Consider the following 25,418-nt stretch of genomic DNA (forward strand, 5'->3'; position numbering starts at 1 on the left):
TAAGTCAAGAACAGGATGCTGCAGTCAATTTTTTATTAACTGGCATCTATGAACTTGCCATACTCTATAAATCTATCTAATATTATCATGGAAAAGTACATTTGTGAACATTTTACGAATTTTTTTTGCTTTTAAAATCGGTTTTTTATTTTTCCAAGCCTTTTATAGATTGAGTTCTCTCCCAAACGACTTTTTCCGTTATCATTACTTTATCCATTTATTTTTTATACTATCTGCAATTGCTCTAAACAAGCGTTTCCTTCTCTTTTTCCAATACTTCCTGTTTGATGTATTGATCGATTTGTTCCCAACTCCTATGTTTGGATGACTTCTCAACAGCCTCCATAATAGCTTGAGTAATGTAGCCATCCATAAAATTTGGAGAAGGCGTTTCCCCTTTTTCAATTCCATTCATCAAAGTAGCGATCAAATTAATGAAGGTATGCTCGTATCCAATAATATGCCCAGCAGGCCAATAGAATCCCGCAAATGGATGCTGCTCCTCGGTACAATTGATTTTCCGGAACCCTTGTAATCCGGGTTCATCAGAGGTGAGATAAACTTCCAACTCGTTTAAATTTTCGGCATTCCATTTAATTGAGCCCTTCTCCCCATTGATCTCAAATTTATTGGCATTTTTATTGCCTGCTGCAAATCGAGTGGCTTCGAATGTGCCCAGGGCCCCATTCTTGAATCTGGCCACAAAAATACTGGCATCATCCACTTCCACTTTTTTGAATTCGGTAGTAGAAGCAATACCACTTAAACCTGAACTGTCCGCCACTGCCGGACGTTCTTTAATGAAAGTTTCCAGCACACCAGAAACCTCCTCGAACTCTCCCACTAGGAAACGCGCCAGATCGATTAAATGGGCGGCTAAATCACCGTGTGACCCGGAACCACAAACCGATTTCTCCAATCGCCAAACTAAAGGGAAGTTCGGGTCCATGATCCACTCTTGAAGATAATTAGCCCGGATATGATAAATCTTGCCTAGTTTCCCTTCGTCAATCAGTTTTTTCGCAAACTGAACTGCAGGAGCAAACCGATAATTATAATTCACCATATGAACGACCTTATTTTTCCTTACCGCTTCTAGCATTCTCTTCGATTCGTCGAGCGTCAGCGAAAGCGGTTTTTCGCAAAAGACATGCTTTCCCGCTTCGGCCGCAGCAATCGCGATTTCTGCATGACTGTTATTCGGAGTCACAATATCAATCAAGTCGATATCATCCCTGGTGATCAATTCCCTCCAATCGGTTTCATAACTATTCCAGCCGTATTGCTCTGCCGCTTCCCGGACTCCCGCTTCATTTCTTCCACAAATGGCTTGTTTTATTGGTTTGACTCCCAATTGAAAGAAGGTGGACAGACCTTGATAGGCATGTGAATGAGCCTTTCCCATGAATTTATAGCCGACCAGCCCGATTCTGACTTCTTTCCTTATGCCCACCATAATTCCTTAGCCCCCTCTTGAATCACCATATCCTTGAGGAATGTCACCGCTTTACTAAACCCTTCTTCAACACTCATAAGCCCGTCTTCATGTTCAATGCTAATAGCCCCTTGGTATCCGACAACTTGAAGAGCACTAATGATCTCCCTCCATACCTCTTCTCCATGACCATATCCGACGGTTCTAAATACCCAGGATCGGTTTGCGATATCGCGGTAGGATTTGGTATCAAGAACCCCATTCAAAAGACAGTTTTGGTTATCGAGCTTCGTGTCTTTCGCGTGGAAATGGACGATTGCCTCTCCTAATGCCCTTATACTGGCGACCGGATCCATTCCTTGCCAGAAGTAGTGGCTTGGATCAAAGTTGATGCCGATTTGATCGCCGCACTCCTTGCGTAAGCGCAGGGCCGTTTCCGTATTATAGACCACGAATCCTGGGTGTGGTTCGATCGCCACGCGAACATTACACTCCTCTAACAGTTCCACCTGTCTCTTCCAATATGGGATGACTTTCTTTTCCCACTGCCACTGAACCACCTGGGAAAAGTCATCCGGCCAAGGATTTGTGTTCCATACTGGGTGTTGTGAAAAGTCCGATTCACCTGGACATCCCGCGAAAGTAACCACACTTTCTACACCCAAAACAGATGCAAGCTTAACGGTATCAACAAATACGTCATGGTGTTCATAGGCGATTTCTGTATTTGGATGCAGCGGATTTCCATGACAGCTTAATGCACTGATTTTGATCCCTCTTGATTCGAATGCTTGTTTAAATTGCGCCAATTTGGTTCGATCTTCAAGTAATTCCTTCGGGTTACAATGAGCATTTCCGACATAGCCTCCTGTGCCAATTTCGACTGTGTCCAACCCGCTTTCCTTTACGTGATCCAACATTTCTCCCAAAGACATTTTAGAAAATAATACTGCAAATACTCCTAGTTTCATACTTCTCCACTCCTATCAATTATTTTTCGGAACCTGCTGTGATTCCACTTACAATATACTTTTGCAACAGCAAGAATAAGAGAATGATTGGTGCTGCTGCTATAGTAGAAACCGCCATCAAATTATCCCATTGCGTTCCATACTGACCGATAAACTTCGTTAACCCCATGGTCAGTGGTCTGATTTTTTCATCTGTTGCTAGAGTTAACGCGAATATGAGGTCACCCCAAGCAAACAAAAAGCTAAATGTCCCTACAGTTAGAACAGAAGGTTTCGTTAAAGGCAAAATAATCCGCAAAAACGCCGTATATCGATTACAGCCATCCACTACCGCAGCATCCTCCAACCCCTTTGGAATCGATAAAAAGAAGGGCCTCATGACCACAATGGCAAATGGAAGTGCGGTGGTTGTGTTTCCGATAATCAAGGCCATATAACTATTTAATAGACCAAGCTTCGTAAACAAGATGAATAGAGGCATGGCGGTCATGATGCCTGGGATCATCTGTGTAACTAGTAAAATTAATAGTAAAATCGATGCTCCCTTTAACCGGAAACGTGCGATGGCATAGGCACATGGCAAGCTAATAAGTAACGTCAAAGCTGCCGTACCAATCGCGACAATAAAGGAGTTCCTTAGGTAAGGCAGAAGACTTTGGTCTTCGATTAAATTCTTTACATAGGCATCGAATCGAATCGTTTCCGGAATGATCATCGGTGGTGTGGCAAAAACATCTTGAATGGGCTTGACCGATGTTGTCACCATCCAGTAAATCGGAAATAAGAAGATGATGGTTATCAGGATGGCAGCAAGAAGTAATAAATACTGCTTGACCGTATACTTCTTCACGCTGACTCCTCCTTCTTAACCAAATATAAGTAAACGAGTGAAAAACACATCAATATAACGAGAATAATTGTCGCAACGGCACCGCTTGCACCAAAGTTAAAGTTCACAAACGCCTGCTCATAGCCAAAGAATGGCAGCACCTGGGTTGCGTTCACAGGTCCACCACCCGTCATGACTAAAATAATGTCAAACACTTTAAAAGTATAAATAATACCTAATACTAGGATGACGAAAAGTGTTGGCTTTAAAAGTGGCAATGTGATTTTGCGGAATGTCTGGAATCTATTTGCTCCATCTATTTTTGCTGCTTCATATACATCGAGTGGAAGCGCTTGTAGCGCAGATAATATCAGGATCATATTAAAAGGAATCCCAATCCAAATGTTTGTCACGATCACTGCAGCTAACGCTGTACTTTCTTGTCCCAGCCAATTGACCGGCTTATCAATGAAATGAAAATTTAGGAGAAGTTCATTGATGACACCATAGTCAACATCGAATAACCATTTAAATAGAGTTCCAGTGATAACTAATGGAGTCATCCAAGCTAGTAGAAAAATAGAACGAAAGAAATTTCGGAATGGAAATTGCTGATTGAAAAAGACAGCTAATAAGTATCCAAACACTACTTGGAAAACGATACACACACCTGTGTAAATAAATGTATTTTTTAACGCAATCCCAAACTTTTCTGATTTGATTACTTCGAGGTAATTTTCCAAACCTATAAAAGTACCGCCAGTTTTTAAATTAAGTATGGTTAGATTTTGAAAGCTGACAATAATGTTATAGATGATTGGGTACACCATAAAGCAGATGATGAATAATACTGCAGGGAGGATAAAGAGATAGAGTGGCAAGCTTTGCTTCAACACAGAAAACTTTACCACGCTATTGCCGGCCTCTGTTCTGTTGATGGTATTGGTTTTAGTTGAACTGTACATACTGAACCCCCTTAAACGGGAGAGAAAAAACTCTCCCATTTATTACTTAGGTAATAGTGGCTTAATTTTATCTGCCGTAGAACCCATAACTTTCTTCACATTTTCCCCTGTGATGGAACGTTGGATGGCTTCTTGGATGGAGGTAGAAATTTCAGGATACTTTGTTCCGTACGCACGTGGTTTGGCGGTTTTCAATTGTTCCATATAACTCTTCACGTTCTCGTCCTTCGCCCATTCATATTGAGTATCAGACGCGACATCTTCCCTGCTTGGTAATCTTCCACCAAGTTCATGCATTGGTCCTAGGACCTCCGGCTTCTGCGTCCACATGAGGAAATCCCATGCTTCTTTTTTGTGCTGAGAATTGGCAGTGATGGCCCAGTTTTCCCCTCCAAGGACGGAAGCGGATTGCTTATCGCTTGGCATCAGGAACACACCCCAATTAATGTCCTTTGATTTTTCCTTTAATATAGGAATCTGCCAAGGTCCATTTTCCATCATTGCCGCCTTTTTGGTTTGGAACTGCACCAATACATCCGACTGATCCCAGTTGATCATATTCTTTGATAATGAACCATCCTTCACAAGGCTTTGAATATAGCCCATTGACTTTTGGGCTTCTGGACTCTCAAAGGTGTTGATATCAGCGCCGGCTGACCATAACCAAGGCAAGAACTGGAATGTCCCTTCTTCGCTTTTCTTTCCAGCCATCGCAAACCCTTTGACATCCCCTTTTGTTAACTGCTTAGCCGTTTCTGCAAACTGATCCCATGTTTTAGGTAACTCCGTTATACCGGCTTGCTTAAATAAGTCCTTGTTGTAATAGATAGCCAAGGCGTTGCTGTTATTTGGAATCCCATAATATTTGCCATTCAGTTTGGCCGAATCCATAGGTCCTTGAAAATATTTATCCGCCTGGCCCCATGCTTCGACTTCCTTCGTTATATCGGCAAACACACCCGCTTCAGCAAAGGCCTGATGATCCGGGTTATCAATGACCACGATATCAGGCAGTTCATTGCCTGCTACACCTTGAAGTAACTTTGTCTTCAAATCGGCAAAAGGTATATACGTTCTCTCTAACTTGATAGTTGGATTTTCTTTTTCATATTTTTTAATCAATGCTACCTGCTCACGCGCTGATGAGGAATCGGGTGCTAGATAATCCCAGATTTTGATGGTTACTTTCCCATCTTTCGTTGTGGCTTCCGTGGAAGAACTGGAAGAATTGCTGCAAGCCGCTAATAAAATAAGCAACAGAATACTAGCGAAAATCAGAATCTTATTTTTCATCTAGGAAATCACACTCCTTATCCCTAGCATCTCTTGAATATCGATTTCTTTATTTTGTTGGATGGATTGTAAGGCTGCGCCCACTAAAGCGAAGCTTTGAATATTATCTGAAAGAACCGTTGATGGGATTCTGCCTTGTTTAATGGCTTGTACCATCTCGAAAATGGAGTACGCTCGGTCCTCAAATTCCATTTCCTCTTGCTCTAGTTGTTTGGTTTCGCCGTTTTCAAGCGTAATCGTGGGACAATTATCATTCAATTCAATCACACCTTTTTCTCCAACCAATTTAAAATCTCCATTCCAAGGTGTCTCTTTCCCTCTTGTCACCCAACTTCCGAAGTAATTGATCAGAATATCCTCAAAGCTCATGATTAGACTTGCGGCACTATTGCCATTAAACCAACTCCAGGATGGTTTTAAGCTTTTAGCAAATACAGTGGAAGGATTTACACCGAGCAGGTATCTCATTAAGTCAAAGTGATGAATGCTCATATCCTCTATTAAAATTTCGGAATACTGATCTCGCCAGCCTCCGAACTTGGTTGCCCGGCGAAAGTTCCATTCCACATATTCTACTTTTCCAATAACATTTTCATCTAGGGCTTTTTTTACAGCTTGTATTTCTGGTCTCCAGCGATAATTTTGGCTAATCATAATGAATTTCTCGTATGTGTCGGACTTTTCTAGCAGTTCTTTAGCGTCTTCAAATTTTTGCGCGATTGGTTTTTCCATAAAGACATATAAGTCATAGGCTAATGCATCAAGCGCCAGCTTCTTATGCGTCTGTGGCGGGGTGACAATCACAGCGATGTCCGCCTTACTTTTAGCAAAAGCTTCTATGTGGTCCGTGTAGTATTGAGGGGAATTATTTTGAATAAACTGCTTCGCATTTTCAAGATTTTCTGGATTGACATCAACTACTGCAACTAATTCGATTTCTTGAAACCTATCCAATATTTCAAGCCAAGAGGATCCGAATCCCCCTGTTCCAACTTGTATCACCTTTAATTTATCCATTCTCCGTCTCCTTTGTTATAATTTTCTGGCATTTGAGTAACGTACATCATTTTATGCCAAAGGATGAAAATCTAATTAAATGATGCTTAATGATTTACTTTCAAGTAACCCAAATAGTTAAATTTGTTGCAGTCAAATGATGTACGTTCATCATTTTATTCAAAAATAAAAGGGTCTTCTGCGTGCAATCTTAGGGGGAATAATTCATGTACTAACTTATGTATTTCTAGAAGGAAAAGTAGGGAAAGATCACCATAATGAAACGCTTTCATTTAAAAACAAATAAAAGTTCTCTTCCAATTATGTAAACCTAGATGAAATGATGAGAATTGAGTTCTCTATTATTGGTATCATAGGAGAAATTTACTCGAAGGAAAAACTTATGATTCTTAAATTAGCGCATTGAATTCACCCCCAACTCATTTCGAGAAGATTAATACACCATATAAATCAATAAATTCTGAAAATTAAGTGATTTATAATCCTATCTTAATGGCTTTCATGATGTACGTCAATCATTTTTTTATAAATTAATAGTTAATATAGTACTTTGCATTTGCCTTTGTCACAATTTCTAACTTTATAATGGTATCACTTTGATCCCTTCTATCTTCTAGAACCACATACTCAAATACCTTTTGTACCATCCACCTTGCTTGACTTGAGGGATCTTGACAAATAACTGATTTAATCACATTATTTTGAAGGTAAAGATGAATTTTTTCACTCATATCATGACCAATCACGATTTTGTTATTCTTATAGTTTTTATGATCAATATAATCGGCAATTTCACCCAGCACGCCATTCGCTACATAAATCGCATCACTTGAAAGCAGCATATTGCTTTTCCATTCCTCTGAAAGTTGGATATTATCGCTCATGACTGGAATTGTCTGTATATTCATTTGCCCCTTTTGCTTCGCAAAATAATCCCTAAATCCTTTTTCCTTATTAATCATTTGATAGGTATTTTCATCTTCTCTAATGATGACAACATTTTGCAATTCCTTTGTAAATGATTGAATTAGCTCCGCAGCCAAATATCCAGCGGAATAATAATCTGTTCCTACAAACGAGATTCTGTTGCTATTGGGTACATCGTTATTTAATGTGAATATTGGGATACCCTTTCGGACACCATCATTTATTATTCCGACATAAGGATCAGCATCGTGAGGAGAAATGACGAATGCATCAAAAACATTCTGTTCGAGCAAGTCTTTGATAAATCCGATTTGAATCTCTTTTGGGATTGTATCTACTCGAAAAATTTGTACGTTCAATCCAAAATCTTCATATAACTTTGCTGAGTTGATAATTTCTCGTTCTAATTCGTCCCAAAAATAGCGTGGAATGACAGGCAAAATGAAGGCGACATTCATACTTTTTTGTGTAGCCAAAAATTTGGCTGCTGCATTTGGTCTGTAGCCTAATTCGGCTGCTTTTTCTTTCACTCTTCTGATTGTCTTTTCACTTACTCCGCTTCTGTTATTCAATACTCGATCTACGGTGGCCGTAGATATTCCTAATTCTTTCGCGATCATTTTTGCCGTAACTTTCATTCCAGACCACCTACCTATTTTTCATTGTATTCTAGATATAACATACAAATAGAGATTTTCGCTATAGAAAAAGTCGCATTCTTCAAAAAATTATTTTGAAATTATGCTTCCAAGTCCACAAACTGTTCAAAATGCTTGTTGAATCCCAGTTCCACTTTATATCAAAAATCTAATACTTTTCATATAAAAAGGCATCATCTACTTTGAAGATGATGCCTTTAATACCATTTCTTCCGGTTTGGGCATTAGCAATCACACCATCTCGGCTAATCAATGCTAGATACAGAAAAAGCCTACTTTTTCATGAAGTTACTTTCCTCTATTTATATATCAAATTTAGTATCGTCGGTCCGATTTAATAAAAAGTCGGCCGGCTCTTTCCCGTATAAATACAAACGATGCATCGGCCTTGTCATCGCTACATACAACAATTTGATGTCCAGGTCTGCTCGTGAATACGACTCCTCCAAGCATACGAGCAAAACAGAATCAAACTCCAGCCCTTTTGATAAATAAGAAGGTAAAATCACGACATGCCCCTTCTTCATTTCTTCTTTTTCCTCTAACAACTGAATCGGCAGATGACTATTTTCGAAGAGCTGGTAAATTCGTTGGCTTTCTTTATCTGTCCGTCCAATAATAGCAATCGAGTGCAGTTCTTCCTCTTTGAGTGAAGCAATATCTTGTTCGAGTAGCACCCTGACCTGTTCCGGAATCGCAGGGTCAATCTTTTTAAAAAGTGGTTTTTGCCCATGACGAATAACAGGTTCGACCTTAGGCAATTCTTGCTCCATTAACATCTGGATGTCGTTCGCTAAATTCATAACTTCAACAGTCGTTCGATAGCTTTTTTGTAAGGCTTGATAAGTCGCATTCGGGAAGATCTCTTTCAATACTGGTGCCCAGCTATTTAAACCGCGATAGGAATGGATTCCTTGTGCCAAATCTCCGACGATTGTAAACAAGTCAGTCTCAAAGCCTTCCTTTAAAGCCGCAAATTGAAAATAGCTGTAATCCTGCGCTTCATCGATGAAAATACTGCGCATTTTATATTTATCATCGATGCCTTCCAGCTTTGATTTCATGAAAAAGATCGGCGCTAAATCCTCCAATTCATAAGCACCTCGTTCAAAGATCTTCAAACAGTACTTACTAAGTACCTTACATTCTTGATTTGAAAGAGTAGAGGAATGCTTTTTTAGTAATTCAGGAGAAGACATAAGTTCTTTGTAAAGGGTGAAAATATCCTTCATGACAAAGGCATCCATATATTTTTTTACAGCGGTCTTTGCCTCTTGTTCTACCCGCTTCTTTCTCTCTTCCTTTCGTTCCATTAAAGAAACGACTATTTGCTTCCTTTTTTCTGATTTCATTTTCGTGTTATAAAGGGCTTTCTCAAGTGCCTCCTCATATTTTTTGTTCAGATTCGTTAACATAATCGACTTTTTCTTTTTTAGATCCTCTTCTAACAGGTTTTTTATTTTTCCAAGCCTTTTGTAGATTGGCAGGTACGTGTATTCTTTTAAAAATAGCTTTTTTAGTTTTAGGCCCTTCATCAGAACGGATTTTTCAACAACAAAATCTTCATGTGGGGCAAGACTCTCTTCCAATTCATTGATATATCGCTGGATTAGTTCCTTAAATTCGAGTGAGCCCTTGAAGCTTGAAATCCATTGCATCGATTTGGTAGTTCGGTTCGCTTCTAAGAGCTTGATCAGCTTGGAATTAGGCGAAAATAGTTTGAGTTTTGGGTCCAAGCAGCTTCTCATAAAGTCAATATAGGTGGTTTGATTAATCTTGTTGACCCCTAATTCCGGTAAGACGGCCGAGATATACTCAATAAATAGTCGGTTAGGTGCCAGTATCATTAATTTTTCTGGAGGAAATCGAAACCCAAAGGAATAGAGAAAGTAGGAGATTCTATGGAGTGCAATCGTTGTTTTCCCGCTTCCGGCCGCCCCTTGGACGATAATCGGGTGCGTTAAAGAAGCCCGGATTACTTCATTTTGTTCATTTTGAATCGTCGCAACGATTTCTGTTAAGCGATTGTCAGCTTTTCCTGACAACGACTTCTGCAACAGTTCATCGTGGGTGGTTAAATCAATGTCTCTGATTTCTTTTAATAATCCATCGATAATCTCATACTGCCTTTTTAAGGCTAAGTAACCCGTTTGTGTTTCCCCGTATGCTTCATAGGAAACCTCTCCCAGCCGGCCGTCGTAATAGACATTGGCAATCGGTGATCTCCAATCGACGATAATCGGCTGCTGCGAGACACGGTCAAACAATGACACTTTTCCTATGTACAAAACTTCTTCTGTATTCGTGCTAGTACTCGTAAAGTCAATCCTTGAAAAATAAGGTTTACCGATGACGCTTTCTAACCTTTTCAGTTCACTTTCAGCCAATTCAAGAAAATTTGCATTCGCTAGGAGATCGGTGTAACTGGTACTGCTATCGTTAGAATTCAGCTCGGCAAATGATTGTTTCATACTTTCAACAGCAAACTCCTTATTCTCTTTCGATATGTCTAAAACGGTTCGTATATATTCCTTCGTAAACTCTAAGCGCTCTACTTCTGCTTGGTAGTCTTTATGGTCTCGGGCCGACACTTGATCTTTGGCACTCATCCTTTTTACACCTCACCTCTCCATACCATTTTGAAATCTTGGGATAATAAGAGTAAACGAAGTCTTTTCTACCGTCAAGTTTTCCACATGGTTAAATCCATCCTTTTAAATCGTAAGGATGGATTTAACCATGTGCATTAGTATTATTTTTTCGTTAATTCATATATCGATATTCCCGCAAACTATTCAAAATAGAAATCTCCTGTAATAGTTCTTTACCTGTATTCGTTTCTCTTACCTTTTTCCGTACCAGTTCTTTATCGACTACTCTTTTTACTGATAATACATCCGTGCCGTCACATAAGACATCTTCTTTGGAATGAAACTGTTTATGGGCAACCAATTGCATACCGTAGGAATTATAAAGTAGTGTATATCCTGCAATACCTGTTACAGATTGATAGGGTTTGGAGAAACCGCCATCGATGACAATCATTCTTCCATTCGCTTTGATCGGATTTTCTCCCTCAATTTCTTTTACGGGCGTATGGCCGTTGATAATATGCCCCTGCTCAGGGTCGAGATCAAATTCAGCCAGTAATTTTTTACAAATATCTTCGTTTTCACGTAAGTAATAATAAGGGTTCTTTATTTCCTTATGTGTTTCCTTTTCCTTAATAAAATATCTTTCAAAGGTGGTCATTGCTCTTTTTCCAAACAGAGAAGAGTATTCTCCAGTCCATAAATACCAAACCATATCTGTTGCCAGGTCATCTGTCATTTCCGGGTGTTTAAAAGCATATCGTAAATAATATTCAAACGTATCAAGTAATTCACGGCCTGCATATGTTTTATTTTCGATCGTCATTTTTTCCATATTTCCTTCATCATCTAAAGGAATACAACCATGAATTAACAAGTTACCGTTATATTTCAAATAAAGGCTGCCTTTTTTCATGAGGAAATTCATATGTCTTGCCAGCTTTTCAGAATGCTGAACGGAAAATAGCAATTTGTCGATCACTTGTTTTTCTTCATCTAATAGTTGATCCGGCTGATCTGGATTAACCGTTGCAAAACAGCTATTTTCTAAAGGGTACGTTTTCCCATTGATCGTTATTTCGTTCTTTTCATAATCAATTTTCTCAAGTAATTGCCTTTCTGACATATTAAAATTCGGGCGCCGCTTGATAATTGGGATTTCCAGCTTGAATTGAATCATGGCGATGGCTTGATGAATCTTTGTAATTTGCAATTGTTCATAATCAGCTAATTTTTTTTCGGAATGGACTTTAGGTCTAAAGGCTGGATTATCTTCATAATACTTTTCCGCTAAATTAAGTAATGGTCTTAGATTGATTCCATATACGTCCTCAATAATGTCCAAATTGTCGTATCTAGCACAAATACGAATAATATTCGCGAGGCATACCTTTGACCCTGAAAAAGCCCCCAGCCATAGGACATCATGGTTTCCCCACTGAATATCGACCGAATGGTAACCGATCAGCGTTTCGATAATTTTATCGGGCTCGGGTCCACGGTCGTAGATATCCCCCACTACATGTAGATGGTCAACCACTAATCTTTGTGTCGTATAGGCAAGACCTATAATCAGCTTTTCAGCCTGGCCTAAAGAGACGATCTGCTGGACAATTTTCGAATAATAATCATCCTTATTGGTGGAATCATTTTTTTTGTAAAGCAACTCTTCAATGATGTAGACAAACTGATTCGGCAAAGCTTTACGTAACTTAGAGCGTGTGTATTTAGAGGATGCATACGAAATAAGCTTAATCATTCGCTCAATAATTTCTGTATACCATTTATTTAACTCTAGTTCATTATAAAAATGATTTTTTATGAGCTGTAGTTTTTCTTCAGGGTAATAAATTAAAGTTGCAAATTCATTCCTTTGATTTTCCGATAAAATATATTGAAACAAGTCATTGATTTTCTCTTTTACCTTACCAGAACCATTTCTTAATACGTGTTGGAAGGCTTGGTACTCGCCATGTAAATCACTGACAAAATGTTCAGTCCCTTTTGGCAGATTTAGGATGGATTCGAGATTAATAATTTCTGTTACTACTTTTTCAGCACTATCATATTTTTGAGCTAATAAATCCAGATATTTTGCATTCACGAATATGTATCCCCTTTCAAAATCGACTATGTATTCTCCTTTTACTAAATTTCTTACTTCCTATTATACTGGAAAAATAGAATATATTTAATTTCTTACTCCATATTTTTATCGTTTTATTTATTTTAATAGAGAAAACTTCGTTATGTCCATAAGTCCTACGCACACATGGGCCTTTACCTATCAGGAATAATGAGAAGTGTGAGGTATGATTTGGATCTGATATAATGATTGTTAAAATAATTTTTTTAAAAGAGTGATTCAGTTGGCAAGTGAACGATTATCTACTAACAAAACTTCCCGTACCTTGAGGAAAACCTATCTCATTTCTGCAGTGGCTGTGATTTTTTGGGGGCTTGCTTCTCGAAAATACGGTCAATATCTGCCTTTATTTCTAGCCGAGAATGCCGGCGATGCGCTGTGGGCCATGATGGTCTATTTTGGCTTTCGCTTCTTGCTGGCAAGAAAGAACGTGCAAAACAGCATCTTTTTCAGTTTGTTGTTTAGCTTTGTGATTGAATTCTCGCAACTTTATCAAGCAGATTGGATCAATCAAATCCGCAGTACATGGCTCGGTGCCCTAGTGTTAGGCAAGGGTTTTTTAACTGCAGATCTTATTCGCTATACCGTTGGGATCCTCATAGCGGCTTTTTTGGATTTACTATTGATCCGGCACTATCGTTCTTCCAAATAGGTTACCTGCCTATTGAGGACAAGTTTGGCGAACTTTTTACATTTCTAAAACTGGGTTTACTCACAAAAAAGGCTCAGAGATCGAACACTCTGAGCGTGGGATGTTTCGTTTGATTCATTGAAATCCGCCAAAACGAATTGATAGAAACCCCCAATTTGATCGGTCAAACACTTTTTCTACTTGTATTGAAAACGTTGATTTTTAACCGTAGGACTGGAGTTTTTTCTGTATTGTTCAAATCCGTTATCATAAAACTGAGCTATTTTACTCGACCAGTCACTAGAATCTTGTCCATTTGTCCGTTCGTACAGATAGGATGAGATGGTCTGATCATATTGGTCAATGATTTCCCTTTGAATCTTAGTATCGTACTGTTCTTTTTGAAGGGTAGCCTTCAGTGGCAGCCTTGGTTTTTGACCAGGTACGTTTCGTGGATGTCCAACCACCAGACCTGAAATCGGAAAAACATATTCCGGAAGATTCAAAAGATCCACAAAGACTTGAGGATTTCTCCTTAATCCTCCGATTGGAACAATTCCAAGTCCCATCGATTCCGCTGCGATTACCGTGCTTCCAAGTGCAATCCCGACATCTGTGGATCCAACCAAAATTGCTTCTAAGTCCTCGACGATTTTAAAATCAGTCCCATTTTTTTCCGCTGCCAGCTTCGCCCGATAAAAATCCATGCAAAACACGAGAAACACGGGAGCTTCCTCGATCCATCGCTGGTTGCCAGCCGCTTTCGCCAATCCTGCTTTTCTATCAGGCTCCCTTACTTCAATCACAGTTACTTGCTGACCATTAATCCAATTGGGCGCAGCCAAAGCCGCCTCAATAATCGTTTCAATCTGGGCTTCACTTACCTCTTTTTCAGTGTCGAACTCCCTGACGGAACGATGGTTTTTTAATATTTGAATTGTTTCGTTCATATAATCACTCCTTGTCTATACGATACTACACACACAACTTCAAATTCAAACGTCCGAATTGAATATGTTCCTGTCACCAGTATCTCTATCATTAACATACAAATAAGCCGAATATTAGAGTTTAGAAAAGATAACTCTAATATCCAGCCTTTAAGCCATTCCAAATAATATTTACTATTAATTACAGACCTTCTCCCAAATCGAATTCAACAGGTTTGAGTCTGCTTTCCCGTCATGAACGTAAAACGTATAGTTTAATTCCAAAGTCTCTCCCTTTTGTAGCACATAGGGCTTTTCAAGGAGAAACGCGGCATGTAAAAACTGCAAATCTTTGTAGTCATAGGTCAGCATCGGGGATGGGTGCCTTAAATTGGAAAAGTGATCCATCAAACAGACTCCAGCCCATTTCTCTTCTACATATCCATCTAGTTTACCTGAATAGTCACACCACTTAAACGGTTTAGCATAAGCCTCCTCTGCTGTATAGTTTCCAAGGTCGGTAGTGATCACCGGGCCGAGGAAATTACGGTCGAACCTGCAGGATAATCCGGCATATCCTCCCCATGGGGTGTTTTCCGTATATTCTGTCCTGTCTAATGTAATGCTGCTATTTCCCGCTGTGGTAAATGATCCATTCCAATGAATCAAATAACCTTCTGATTCCTGTTCGATACGGACCACTCTGCTTTCCTTTACGAGTGTTTCGCCTTCGAATGATAGGTAGGAGAGTGTTTGACGGAAGCCCGCATCATTTTCCAGCGGTTGGAAGGAATCCGTTACGGCGACATTTTTCTTCCCGTGGTACATAGATTCCCAAAAATTTAGACCATTGATATATTTCCAGGAAAAAAATATTCCCGTATGCCACGGATGATCCCAAGGATGATAGAGGGTAATACTCTGACCTCCGGCTGTTTTGACTAAGCGGAAGGATGGGTTCGGGTCTTCAGGCACACGATAGACGTACTCGAGTACCTTTAACCCGTTTAAGCTAAGTTCCCAGAGTCCCTCTTCTTCACTAAAATTGGTCTGAAGCCCCAAAGCCTTCTCCGCCCCTTTAGCTTCCAACATTGATCTTTCCTCCATTCCTTACTGGCAGTCCATCTCTTCTTGAAGCATACATACTAGTGACTAGTTCAATCGTCTTGATGGTTTCTCTGCCATCTGTTTCAGGACGTGTCCCGTTTTTCACACTATCAAGGAAATGTTTTAACTGATTCGTCTGAGGATGGCCATCCAGTTGAGGAGCCAAACTGTCAATCTCCACACGTTCATATCCCGCATCCGGGTCTAATGATCGTTTACTTGATCGAATCCACAATCCGTTTTCCCCTTGGTAGGGACCAAAGAACATCGTTCCCTCTTCTCCATATATATGGAGCATTCCGTTATCTGGCGGGAAAAATGGCGTATAACCGGTGAAAAGGTGTCCGATCGCTCCATTATCAAATTTCAACTGTGACATGGCCCAGTTCTCAGCCTCATTTGTGGACCAATCATCTGTATATAAGGCATTGGTATAGACTTCCTCGATTTCCCCGACAATAAAACGAAGGGCGTCGACATTATGTATCGCCAAGCTGACAATTGCACCTCCTCCTGCCAATTCACCGTTGTAAATCCAGCTTCCTTTTGGAAAAGATGGACGGAAATTAAGCAGCCACTCGGTCCGAACTGCCCGAATTTGCCCCAGCTCTCCGCTCTCTACAATCCTTTTTGCTACAATACACCATGGCGTATACCGCCAATTCTGGGCAACCATAAGGGTACGGTTATGTTCCTCAGCCGCTTGAATCATCTGATTGCATTCCTCAACTGTACGGGCCATCGGCTTTTCAATCAGAACATGCTTCCCTAACTGCAACGCACGGATGGCGAGCTCCGCATGCAATTGGTGGGGAACAGCGAGAACAACGGCCTCCACATCTGCTTCTGCAAAGAAAAGGTCAATATCGCTATAGGTATCACAGAGTCCTTCAAATTCTTTTATTTTTAAGGGATCTAGATCACATACTGCAGTTAATTCAGCTTCTTTCGCATATGCCTTAATGGCTCTGACATGCTGCTGTCCTGGCCAGCCTAGCCCTACAATTCCGAATTTCATCCTGTTTCCTCCTCGAATAAATAGAATTTACATTCCGCTTTTTATTTCTATTGATAACTCTCTTTCCGGGCCAGCCAAGTACCCTTCCTCAATGAGGGGAATGATCCCTAACAAAGCACCCCAGTGGTAGAACCTGTCACTGTTGTTTTTATCACAGCCTTCACCCGTATCGGCATTATAATTCTCATGTACATGACCGTGTTTCAGCCATTCTTTTAAAAGTAAATCCTTAGACTTTTCTGCTAAGATTTTTTGAGCTTCCGGCAGTTGATAATTTCTGAGACCAAGATAGACTAAGAAGTTCATAGGAGCCCAAATACGGCCTCTCCAATAGTCCTGGTCAGGGTAGGAGGGATCATTTCTGGAAATAGATGGGATGATCCATTCTCCAAAAAATTCTTCAGGATTAAAAAAGTGTTCATTTATCATTCGTTCTGCTTGTTCCTGCGTTGGTACTTTACCCAATAATGGATAAAAATTAGTCGGTGACAATCGTTTACTAAACTCCTGTTGATCACCCACTAGGCGGTTGAAATAGATCCCTTCCTTCTCCCCCCACAGCTCTTGCATGTTAGTTGAAATCAATTCAGCCCGCTCAAGTAATTCACTCACTCGTTTATCATCCTTTAACACGTTTGCAATATCCGCGAGCGCATAGCAATCCATCATATACAATCCATTTAAACCCGCATCATGTAATTGCATCAAATGATTTTCAGCATTAAAAGGGATCCCATCATACATAGGCGAGTTATCCAATCCGGATTCCAAGGCTCCCCCAAAGATTTCATTTACTCCGGTTATTTCCCAATAATTATCCATTACTGGCTCATAAGGGGTAGAACCCCAGGATAGTAGATTTCCATTTTTCCTATTTGTAAACCACCAGCTATTCCACTCATAAAGGTCATCAAACACCTCCTCAAGCAGCCACTTCTCTTCAAACTTTCGATACATTTCCTTTACCACTAAAGAGCCAACGGGCGGCTGAGATCGATCGTGTGACTTAAACCCATTCCCCCAGGAACAATTCGGAACAAACCCACGGTCCACTTTTTCCCTAGTTATCTCAATCGCATTGGCGTAAGCTAAATCTTTATTTTCCAAAGATGCCATATAGGCAGCAAAATAGTTATCCCAACAGAACAATGCATATCCTCCATGGGTACAGTTCCAAATTCGGCTGACAGGGGAAACAACTCTATCATTCATCGGATCATAAATGGTGTCCCACGCCAAACAGGTTTCCACCGCTTCGTAAACATCCGCTAATTCCCCGTATTTTTGAATCCTTTTTCGTTCCTTTTTTCTACTATTTTCAATTCTAGTCTTTATTTCTTCCACACTTCTTTTTCTGCCAGTTGAGATACCCACCTGCTGGTCAAGACGAATCGCTAAAAAAGGTGACTGTGTGTGGACATTCAGTTCTTCTATTACCGCATTTGTGACATATACTTCGATTTTTTGTTCAGGAAGAACGGCAGCAAGAAACTCCCTATTTCGGAGCACATAGCCTTCTCTGTTCCAGAGTATCGCTGATTCAACAATAAGGGTTGCCGGAAAGCGCTGATCTTCCAGTGGTGTGACTAAGATAAGAAGGTCGTCAAGGTCCTTTGCACTTTGGATGAATAGCTTGATTCCTTTCCATTCCAAATGCAATTCCGTGTAACTCCCATCAAAAGATCTTAATCCCGGATGAACCTGTTCACTTTCACTGTCTATCCTTCCTACTAACGCTTCTTTTAGATAATCACCATTCTTATATTCCTTTATTCCTAGATTAATAGAAAAACCGCTTGGTAATTGCACATGGGAAAGTACACTCCTTGTATTCCATGTATTCCAGCCACTTGCGAGCCGGTTTTTCAATTTCTCATACTCTGACATGAAAGAACCTCCATCTTATCCTTTTATCCCGCCATTGATATTGGCGCCCGACATAATATGCTTTTGTGCAAAGAAGAACAAAATAACTAAAGGAGCAAACATGACGGTGGCAGCAGCCATTAAATAATTCCACTGAGACGAGTATTGCCCTTTAAAACCTTGCAAGCCTAAGGCTAACGTCCACTTTGATTCATCACTTAAATAAAGCAAGGGACCCATAAAGTCATTCCAAACATGCATAAATGTAAATACCGCAATCGTGACCAAAGCCGGTTTGGATAATGGAACGATAATTTTTAACCAGATCTGAAAGTAATTCGCTCCCTCAACTCTCGCAGCTTCGTCATATTCAAACGGAATCGAAGCGTAAAATTGTCTTAATAAAAAGATGAAAAAGGCATTGCCAAAGAAGGCCGGAAGAACCAAAGGAATATACGTATTATAAGCTCCAACTGCTTTCCAGCCGATAAATTGAGGAATCAGCATGACTGCACCAGGAAGCATCAAGGTCATTAAAACAAAACCAAACCAAAAATTCCTTGTTTTAAACTGAATTCTAGAGAATCCAAACGCAATAAAACTGTTACTTATAACCGCCCCAACGACATTTAAAACAACCAAAATGATCGTGTTTAAGAAATACAATCCAAATGGTGCTGCTGTGAGGGCTTCTTTAAAGTTGGACCATAGGAGCTCGGATGGCAGCCATTTAACGGGCATCGTAAAAAGTTCCACCTGATTCATCAATGCGCTTCTGACTAACCAAAAGAAAGGAAAAATCATAGCAATAGAAAGGATGATTAAGACCAAGTAAAGAAAAACTTTGAAGGTCAACTCCTTTACTGACCTTTTTTCCATTTTGAGCGGCAGCTTTTTTGTTTTCAGTTTAGTTGGAGTACTGGTCGTTAATGTGCTTCTCATTATTTCCCCCCCGCTTCATAATGTACAAAGCTTCTTGAAAACTTAAAAATAGTAATGGACAAACCCGCGAGGATGATAAACAAAATCCAAGCTAGTGCACTGGCGTACCCCATATTTCCTTCGGTAAAAGCTTCTCGATAGATCATAAATAAATAGAAATACGTTTGTTTATCCGGCCCGCCATTTGTCATGACATACGCTTCATTAAAGGTTTGCATCACACCGATTAATCCCATTAAACTATTAAAAAAGATGATCGGGCTCAACATCGGAACCGTCACATGCCAGAATTTACGAATTCTTCCTCCCCCGTCCATTTCGACCGCCTCATAAAGGTGATTAGGAACTCCCTGTAACGCTGCAAGGTAGATTACCATGGCTCCCCCACACATCCACATGGACATGAAAACCAAGGAAGGTAAAACAAGAGATTTACTGACAAGCCAATCTTGTGGGGGAATATGAAATACCCCTAACAGCTGATTTAGCAGACCAAAATCGGGATTATAAATAAACATCCATAGAATGGCTACCGCGATAAAAGGAAAAATCGATGGGATATAAAACACTGTTCGAAAGAATGATAGCCCTTTAATTTTACTGTTCAATAAATTGGCTAATAGAAAGGCAAAAATTTGTACACATGGAACTTGGAGGATCGCATAAAAAAATGTTACTTTGATCGAATTCCAAAAGTTGATATCCTCAGTCAGGATATTGCTATAATTTTGAAAGCTAATCCAATGAAAAGATGAAACCATATCCCAATCCGTAAAACTTACGATTAAACTAAAGATCATGGGTGCAACAATAAAGACGGACAGTCCGATAATAGCTGGCAATATAAAAAGATAGCCCCAAGCCATGTTTTGCTTTTGAATCCTGGTCACAAACGTTTCCTCCTTATCTAAAGCAGGTAAGGAAGGATGTCACCACACTTCCTTACCCTTACGATGCTATTTAAAATCGTAGGCGCCGTTTAGTAATTCACTTACCTTATCACTCTTAAAATCTTTCATCGCATCTTCAGCAGTGACTTTACCGTCGCCGCCATAGATTTTTTCGGTAACATCATCAAAATACTTGGCCATATCTCCATAGTTTTTAATCGTTAGGGAGTTTGGTAAACTTGAAATATTATTCAACACTGATGGTAGGACAACCTGGTTATAATTGCCGGAATGCCTTTTGTTATCAGTCCAGATTTTCAATTTATCCTGTTCGGAATACCATGATTTCATTGGAGGAATCCAAACGGAATCCGCATACATGGAATTCATGGAGTTCGGATTGGCTAAATAACGTAAGAATTCCCATGCGGCTTCTTTATGTTTACTCTTACTAAATAGGGAGGTCGAAGCACCGAAAATAATATTGGCCGGCTTCTTAAAAATCGGAACAGCTGCATAACCTGGTTGGTAACCGTTTTCACCAAAGGTTGCATTATCCCAGTTCCCGTTCATATACATAGCCAGCTGCTTGTTTTGTACCATCACTGTCGCACTAGGTAAGGTAGAAGCCTTTTGTGGAGAAGGGGCTACATGGTATTTATAACTTAAATCAGCCACTTTCTGAAAAACTTCAAGGGATTCTGGCTTATTAAATAAAATGTCCTTACCATCTCTGGATAAGTAACCGCCGCCATTACTTAACAACAGTGGTTCAAGGGTAATCCAATTGGTACCAATCATGGTGCCATATGTTTTAATTTGATCCGGATTAAAATCAGAATCTGAAGGATGATTCCCCTTCACATCTACGGTTAACTTCTTTGCAGCATCTACAAATTGATCCCATGTCCAAGGGTGATTTGGATCTGCTGATGGCGGGGTAATTCCCGCTTCTTTGAAAAGTTCTTTATTGTAATAAAGAAGAATAATTTCTTGACCCAAAGCGATTCCGTATGTTTTACCTAAATTTCTATATAAGCCAATATAGTCATCTGGTTTGATACTAGAATCTTTCGCAAAATACGGTTCAAGATCTTCCAAAATCCCTTTTTCTCCCCATTCAATCGCATTGGTTTCATGTACATAACCTGCATCTGGCGGATTCCCTGCGGCGATTAACGCGTTAAGTTTTGTATCGTATTCATCGTTTGTTACTGTTTGGAGCTTTACCTGTATGTCAGGATGAGTTTCATTAAACTTTTTTACCGCACGCTCTAAGGAAGCTTTTTCACCCCCTCCAGCCCAGGACATGAACGTGATCATTTCTTTTTTAGAATTGGTTGAACTAGATGAAGAGCACCCTGCTAGAACTAGAGCTAAAGTGAGTACCAGAGATATCGATTTCCATAACCTCTTGAACAAATGAACCCCTCCTATAGTTGTTTATAAAGATTTGAAAAAATTTGATTCCCCCTTTTAGTTCAGTATGATTTACACTCTTCGCAACTATTTACAGAATATTGCAAAGAGTGCAAATCCGTTGTATGGTATATACTATAATTGATTGAGAAAGTAGATAGAATGAACTTATCGCACATGTTTTTAACCATTTGTATTCTTAATCTACCAATTATTTTTCTAATAATTTATGGACTATATGTGTTGGAGGAAAAATAGAAATGGACAAATATATTAAAATACCTGATACAAATAGCACCATTGTAATACAAGGCTTTATGTTTGGAGTGGAAAAACCGGGCTGGAAATTAGAGGACCATCATCATGATATTTTTGAATTAACTCTGTGTACGGAGGGATCCGCCCTACAATGGTTTAATGAGGAATGTATCGAGTTTAATAAAGGTGATTGGATTTTCCTTAGGCCAGGGGTTAGACATAAAACGATAAATATTGGTGAAAGTCCTTTTTCTTATTTGGCCGTTCATTTCGATATTGATGATCTTCCACTAAGAAAATTGTTAAAAAATTCGATTCTTAACCATATTACACATCAAACAGCAATGGAAACCCAGTTAGCAAAATATACATCAGAAATTGACCTTCTCATCCAAAAAATATTATTTAACAAAAACTACATCCTAACTGATCAAGATATCATTTTAACCGTGACAGAGGTGGATAAATTACTATTTCAAGCAAATGTCATGGCTGTAATATCTGAATACATAAAACTGATTGAAAAGAATAACCAGACTGCCCAAGAAACCAACTTTACCAAACAACAGTTCGAGATTGCTGATGAAATGAAAGCTTTATTAGAAAACAACGTTATTGGCTCCTTAAATATAAATGATATATCCGAGACCTTAGGATACAGTCGCAGCCACTGTACTCGTATTTTCACACAAGTCTATGGAAGTTCTCCAAGACAGTACTATACCAATTTAAAAATTAAAAAAGCGAAAGAATTGTTGTTGTTAACGAATAAAGGGATTGATGAAATTTCCTCTGATTTAGGTTTTTCATCTTTATTTCATTTTAGTAGACAATTTAAACGCTGGACTTCCAAATCCCCTTCTGAATATAGAATGAATCCGACAAGATAAAAAAACTTCAAATCATGGAAAGCTCACCGATGACCTACGAACGTGAAGAGGCACCTTAATGTTTCCATTAAGATGCCTCCATTATTTTTTTCGTTTTCTCGAACTAGTGGCAACTGCTTAAAAAGCTTTTCGTTTGCCATCTACTAGGTCAAATGAATGAAATTCTACTCTGCCCCTAAATCTTTCAGAAATTCATAACTTTGCATAACTGCTTCATCTCCAGCAATTTCCAAAGTAGTATGTCCATTGAATCCATTAGCGACAAGCGAGTCAAAAACCCCTTTAATATCGATTACCCCTGTCCCAAGTGCGATCGTACTCATGCCACATCCAAACTGTGTACCTCGCACAGTTTCCATCTCAGCAGGCAGGTCCTTCCAATGAACATGTTTAATTTTACTTGCAAATTTTTGAGTAAACTCTACCGGATCAGTCCCTCCCAGCCAACAATTTCCTGTATCTAGGTTGATTCCAAGGTGATCAGGGTTGCCAAGTCCGTGGATTAATTTTTCAAGACTGGAAATAGAATCGGTTAATTCGCCATGTGGTTCTAAAAGGAGAGTCACACCGTAGTCTTTAGCTATTCGGAGAGGTTCATGCAACTTCTCGATAACAGTAAAAATCTTCTGATCTTCTGTCAACCGATGCCCAAACTCGGTTGTTGGCTCCCCTTCAGTCGTGATGACATGCTCTACACCAGCTGCAGCTGCTGAACGAATCGCTTTAATTATCTGAGAAGTACCGTAACGCCAAGGGGCAGTTGGATCAAGTAAATTAGCATGTGCACAAAAAGTGGTGATAGTAAGTCCTTCCCTTTCGAACATTCGTTTCAAATCGTAGGGGTTTCCATCTAAACTTGCTGTCGCAGCAAAACCAAACTCGACTCCGAGCTGTGCCCCATCGCGATTATCTGTTACATCGGCATAACGGAACCCCATTTCTCGAATGCGCTTTAATTGATGCTCCAATACTGAAAAAGGATCTACTAAAGCAAAGCAACCAACTGTTATAGCCATCTTAAAAGCCCCCTTTTTTTCAGAATAGTTTGTCCAACTCGATTTCTATTTTAACAGTTAGTCTGCATATTAAAATGTCAATTTGGTTCAAGTATTTTACCATTTGTAGCGTGACTTTATTTATACGGAAGACACTCAATCAATAATTACGCTAAAAAAGACCCCACTCTTTGTAAGAAGGAATCTTTGAGCATAGTGCATATAAAAGTGCCTGTCACCACTGCAGGTGGTGACAGGCACCATTTTACTTATTAAGAAGTTCGAAAAAGGAACAAATGGTTAAGATTCCTTTATCAAAGTTTTCCAAGTTAAAATGTTCATTCGGGGCATGAAGATTTTCATCCGGTAAACCGAATCCCATTAAGACCACAGGCACATTTAGAGATTGGTTAAAGTCAGATACAATCGGAATCGAACCGCCTTCTCTTTTATAAACGGGTGCTTTTCCATAGACGTTTTCATATGCTTCGGCCGCTTTTTGGATCATCGGGCTGTCAATCGGCGTTAAAAATGGATTACCCGTATCTTGTAAGGAAACTTCCACCGTACATCCGTTTGGTGCGTGTTCTTCCAAATGCTTTTTGATCAATTGCTGAATCTTTTCAGGGTTTTGATTGTGGACGAGACGGCAGGTGATTTTGGCATGCGCCTCATTCGGGATAACCGTTTTTGTCCCTTCTCCCCGAAATCCGCCCCACAAGCCGTTGATTTCTAAGGTTGGCCGGGAACTAATTCTTTCAGGATAAGGAAAATTGTTTTCTCCTCCGGTTAAGTCGGTTAACCCTAACGATTTTTTAAGCTTTTCTTCATCAAAACCCAGTGCTTTAATTTGTTCTTTTTCATATTCTGTCAGTTCGACGACATCATCATAAAAATGGTCAACTCTTACTTTGCCGTTTTCATCATGAAGGGTCGAAAGAAGCTGGACCAGTAGATGGTTAGCGTTCTGAACTCCCCCGCCAAACATACCCGAATGCAAATCAGAATTAGCGGTTTTAAGAGAAAATTCCAAGGCACATAGACCTCTTAAAGAATAGGTGATGGCTGGGACGCCTCTATCCCACATATCCGAATCAGAAATAATCACTACATCACAGGATAACTTTTCTTTATTCTCGGCTAAAAATGGCGGAAGATGTGGACTTCCGATTTCTTCTTCTCCTTCAATGCAAAATTTAACGTTTACTGGTAATTTACCTTCTACCTTCAATAGCGTTTCGACTGCTTTAATATGTAAAAATGTCTGCCCTTTGTCGTCGGTTGCCCCTCTCGCATAGATCTTCTCATCACGGATCGTTGGTTCAAATGGAGGAGTTTCCCATAAATGAACAGGGTCAACGGGCTGTACGTCATAATGGCCGTACACTAAGACTGTCGGAGCATCTTCCTGATGAAGCCAGTCCCCATAGATAATCGGATGGCCTTTTGTATGAATGATTTCAACATGTTCGATTCCAATGCTTTCTAATTTATTGGCAATCCATGAAGCTGCTTTTTGGATGTCCTCTTTATGCTCAGATAAGGAACTTATGCTGGGAATCCTGAGCAGTTCTTTTAATTCCTCGACATTTTGCTGATGGTTTTCGGATAATAACTCGGATAAGTGACTCATGTTCTCA

The 25,418-nt window shown here is 39.7% G+C and carries 20 protein-coding genes; 2 read left to right on the forward strand and 18 right to left on the reverse strand.

Going from position 1 to position 25,418, the window contains the following annotated elements:
* Nucleotides 1-244: 244 nt before the first annotated feature.
* From J7E81_RS27975 to J7E81_RS28015, 9 genes are all read right to left on the reverse strand, one after another.
* The gene (locus tag J7E81_RS27975) at nt 245-1,456 is read right to left on the reverse strand and encodes a Gfo/Idh/MocA family protein (protein ID WP_251028932.1); all 1,212 of its coding nucleotides are present in this window, start codon (nt 1,454-1,456) and stop codon (nt 245-247) included.
* The gene (locus J7E81_RS27980) at nt 1,444-2,406 is read right to left on the reverse strand and encodes a sugar phosphate isomerase/epimerase family protein (protein ID WP_215047452.1); all 963 of its coding nucleotides are present in this window, start codon (nt 2,404-2,406) and stop codon (nt 1,444-1,446) included. Before J7E81_RS27980 ends, J7E81_RS27975 begins: the two co-directional genes overlap by 13 nt.
* A gap of 19 nt (nt 2,407-2,425) precedes the next feature.
* Nucleotides 2,426-3,256 carry a carbohydrate ABC transporter permease gene (locus J7E81_RS27985; protein ID WP_308162298.1) on the reverse strand — a complete coding sequence of 277 codons (831 nt, stop codon included), beginning with the start codon at nt 3,254-3,256 and terminating at the stop codon, nt 2,426-2,428.
* Complete coding sequence (locus J7E81_RS27990; protein ID WP_215047453.1) at nt 3,253-4,200, reverse strand: carbohydrate ABC transporter permease; 948 nt, start codon at nt 4,198-4,200, stop codon at nt 3,253-3,255. The genes J7E81_RS27985 and J7E81_RS27990 overlap by 4 nt, the downstream gene beginning before the upstream one ends.
* Before the next feature lie 42 nt (nt 4,201-4,242).
* Complete coding sequence (locus J7E81_RS27995; protein ID WP_215047454.1) at nt 4,243-5,493, reverse strand: ABC transporter substrate-binding protein; 1,251 nt, start codon at nt 5,491-5,493, stop codon at nt 4,243-4,245.
* Entirely contained in the window at nt 5,494-6,510 is a 1,017-nt protein-coding gene (locus tag J7E81_RS28000; RefSeq protein ID WP_215047455.1) for a Gfo/Idh/MocA family protein, read from the reverse strand.
* Between the two features lie 530 nt (nt 6,511-7,040).
* A complete protein-coding gene (locus tag J7E81_RS28005) occupies nt 7,041-8,075 on the reverse strand; it encodes a LacI family DNA-binding transcriptional regulator (protein WP_215047456.1) in 1,035 nt (344 codons plus the stop codon).
* 323 nt (nt 8,076-8,398) lie between these two features.
* The gene (helD, locus tag J7E81_RS28010) at nt 8,399-10,705 is read right to left on the reverse strand and encodes an RNA polymerase recycling motor HelD (RefSeq protein WP_215047457.1); all 2,307 of its coding nucleotides are present in this window, start codon (nt 10,703-10,705) and stop codon (nt 8,399-8,401) included.
* Between the two features lie 154 nt (nt 10,706-10,859).
* Entirely contained in the window at nt 10,860-12,791 is a 1,932-nt protein-coding gene (locus J7E81_RS28015; RefSeq protein WP_215047458.1) for a fructose-1,6-bisphosphatase, read from the reverse strand.
* A gap of 265 nt (nt 12,792-13,056) precedes the next feature.
* On the opposite strand from J7E81_RS28015, the gene J7E81_RS28020 reads away from it, so the two are divergent.
* On the forward strand, nt 13,057-13,485 hold the full coding sequence (locus J7E81_RS28020; protein ID WP_215047459.1) for a ribosomal maturation YjgA family protein: 429 nt from the start codon (nt 13,057-13,059) through the stop codon (nt 13,483-13,485).
* A 176-nt stretch (nt 13,486-13,661) separates the two neighbouring features.
* Here the strand turns inward: J7E81_RS28020 and J7E81_RS28025 are convergent, their stop codons facing one another.
* The 7 genes from J7E81_RS28025 to J7E81_RS28055 all read right to left on the reverse strand — a co-directional run bounded on the left by J7E81_RS28025 (nt 13,662) and on the right by J7E81_RS28055 (nt 21,638).
* Nucleotides 13,662-14,414 (reverse strand): NADPH-dependent oxidoreductase, encoded by a 753-nt coding sequence (locus tag J7E81_RS28025; protein WP_215047460.1) that lies wholly within the window; start codon nt 14,412-14,414, stop codon nt 13,662-13,664.
* A gap of 177 nt (nt 14,415-14,591) precedes the next feature.
* A complete protein-coding gene (locus J7E81_RS28030; protein ID WP_215047461.1) occupies nt 14,592-15,485 on the reverse strand; it encodes a DUF6807 family protein in 894 nt (297 codons plus the stop codon).
* Nucleotides 15,472-16,518 (reverse strand): Gfo/Idh/MocA family protein, encoded by a 1,047-nt coding sequence (locus J7E81_RS28035; protein ID WP_215047462.1) that lies wholly within the window; start codon nt 16,516-16,518, stop codon nt 15,472-15,474. The genes J7E81_RS28030 and J7E81_RS28035 overlap by 14 nt, the downstream gene beginning before the upstream one ends.
* Before the next feature lie 27 nt (nt 16,519-16,545).
* The gene (locus J7E81_RS28040; RefSeq protein WP_215047463.1) at nt 16,546-18,405 is read right to left on the reverse strand and encodes an MGH1-like glycoside hydrolase domain-containing protein; all 1,860 of its coding nucleotides are present in this window, start codon (nt 18,403-18,405) and stop codon (nt 16,546-16,548) included.
* A gap of 15 nt (nt 18,406-18,420) precedes the next feature.
* Nucleotides 18,421-19,326, reverse strand: coding sequence for a carbohydrate ABC transporter permease (locus tag J7E81_RS28045; RefSeq protein WP_251028933.1), 906 nt, complete (start codon nt 19,324-19,326; stop codon nt 18,421-18,423).
* Nucleotides 19,326-20,216, reverse strand: coding sequence for a carbohydrate ABC transporter permease (locus J7E81_RS28050; protein ID WP_215047464.1), 891 nt, complete (start codon nt 20,214-20,216; stop codon nt 19,326-19,328). Before J7E81_RS28050 ends, J7E81_RS28045 begins: the two co-directional genes overlap by 1 nt.
* Nucleotides 20,217-20,282: 66 nt before the next feature.
* A complete protein-coding gene (locus J7E81_RS28055) occupies nt 20,283-21,638 on the reverse strand; it encodes an ABC transporter substrate-binding protein (protein WP_215047465.1) in 1,356 nt (451 codons plus the stop codon).
* Between the two features lie 257 nt (nt 21,639-21,895).
* Here J7E81_RS28055 and J7E81_RS28060 point away from each other — a divergent pair, with 257 nt between their 5' ends.
* Nucleotides 21,896-22,783 carry a helix-turn-helix domain-containing protein gene (locus J7E81_RS28060; RefSeq protein WP_215047466.1) on the forward strand — a complete coding sequence of 296 codons (888 nt, stop codon included), beginning with the start codon at nt 21,896-21,898 and terminating at the stop codon, nt 22,781-22,783.
* A gap of 164 nt (nt 22,784-22,947) precedes the next feature.
* On the opposite strand, the gene J7E81_RS28065 is transcribed toward J7E81_RS28060, so the two are convergent.
* Complete coding sequence (locus tag J7E81_RS28065; protein WP_215047467.1) at nt 22,948-23,799, reverse strand: sugar phosphate isomerase/epimerase family protein; 852 nt, start codon at nt 23,797-23,799, stop codon at nt 22,948-22,950.
* A 244-nt stretch (nt 23,800-24,043) separates the two neighbouring features.
* Nucleotides 24,044-25,411 carry a dipeptidase gene (locus tag J7E81_RS28070; RefSeq protein ID WP_215047468.1) on the reverse strand — a complete coding sequence of 456 codons (1,368 nt, stop codon included), beginning with the start codon at nt 25,409-25,411 and terminating at the stop codon, nt 24,044-24,046.
* Nucleotides 25,412-25,418: the final 7 nt, after the last annotated feature.

The organism is Bacillus sp. ISL-18 (assembly GCF_018613415.1).
Lineage (GTDB): Bacteria > Bacillota > Bacilli > Bacillales > Cytobacillaceae > Neobacillus.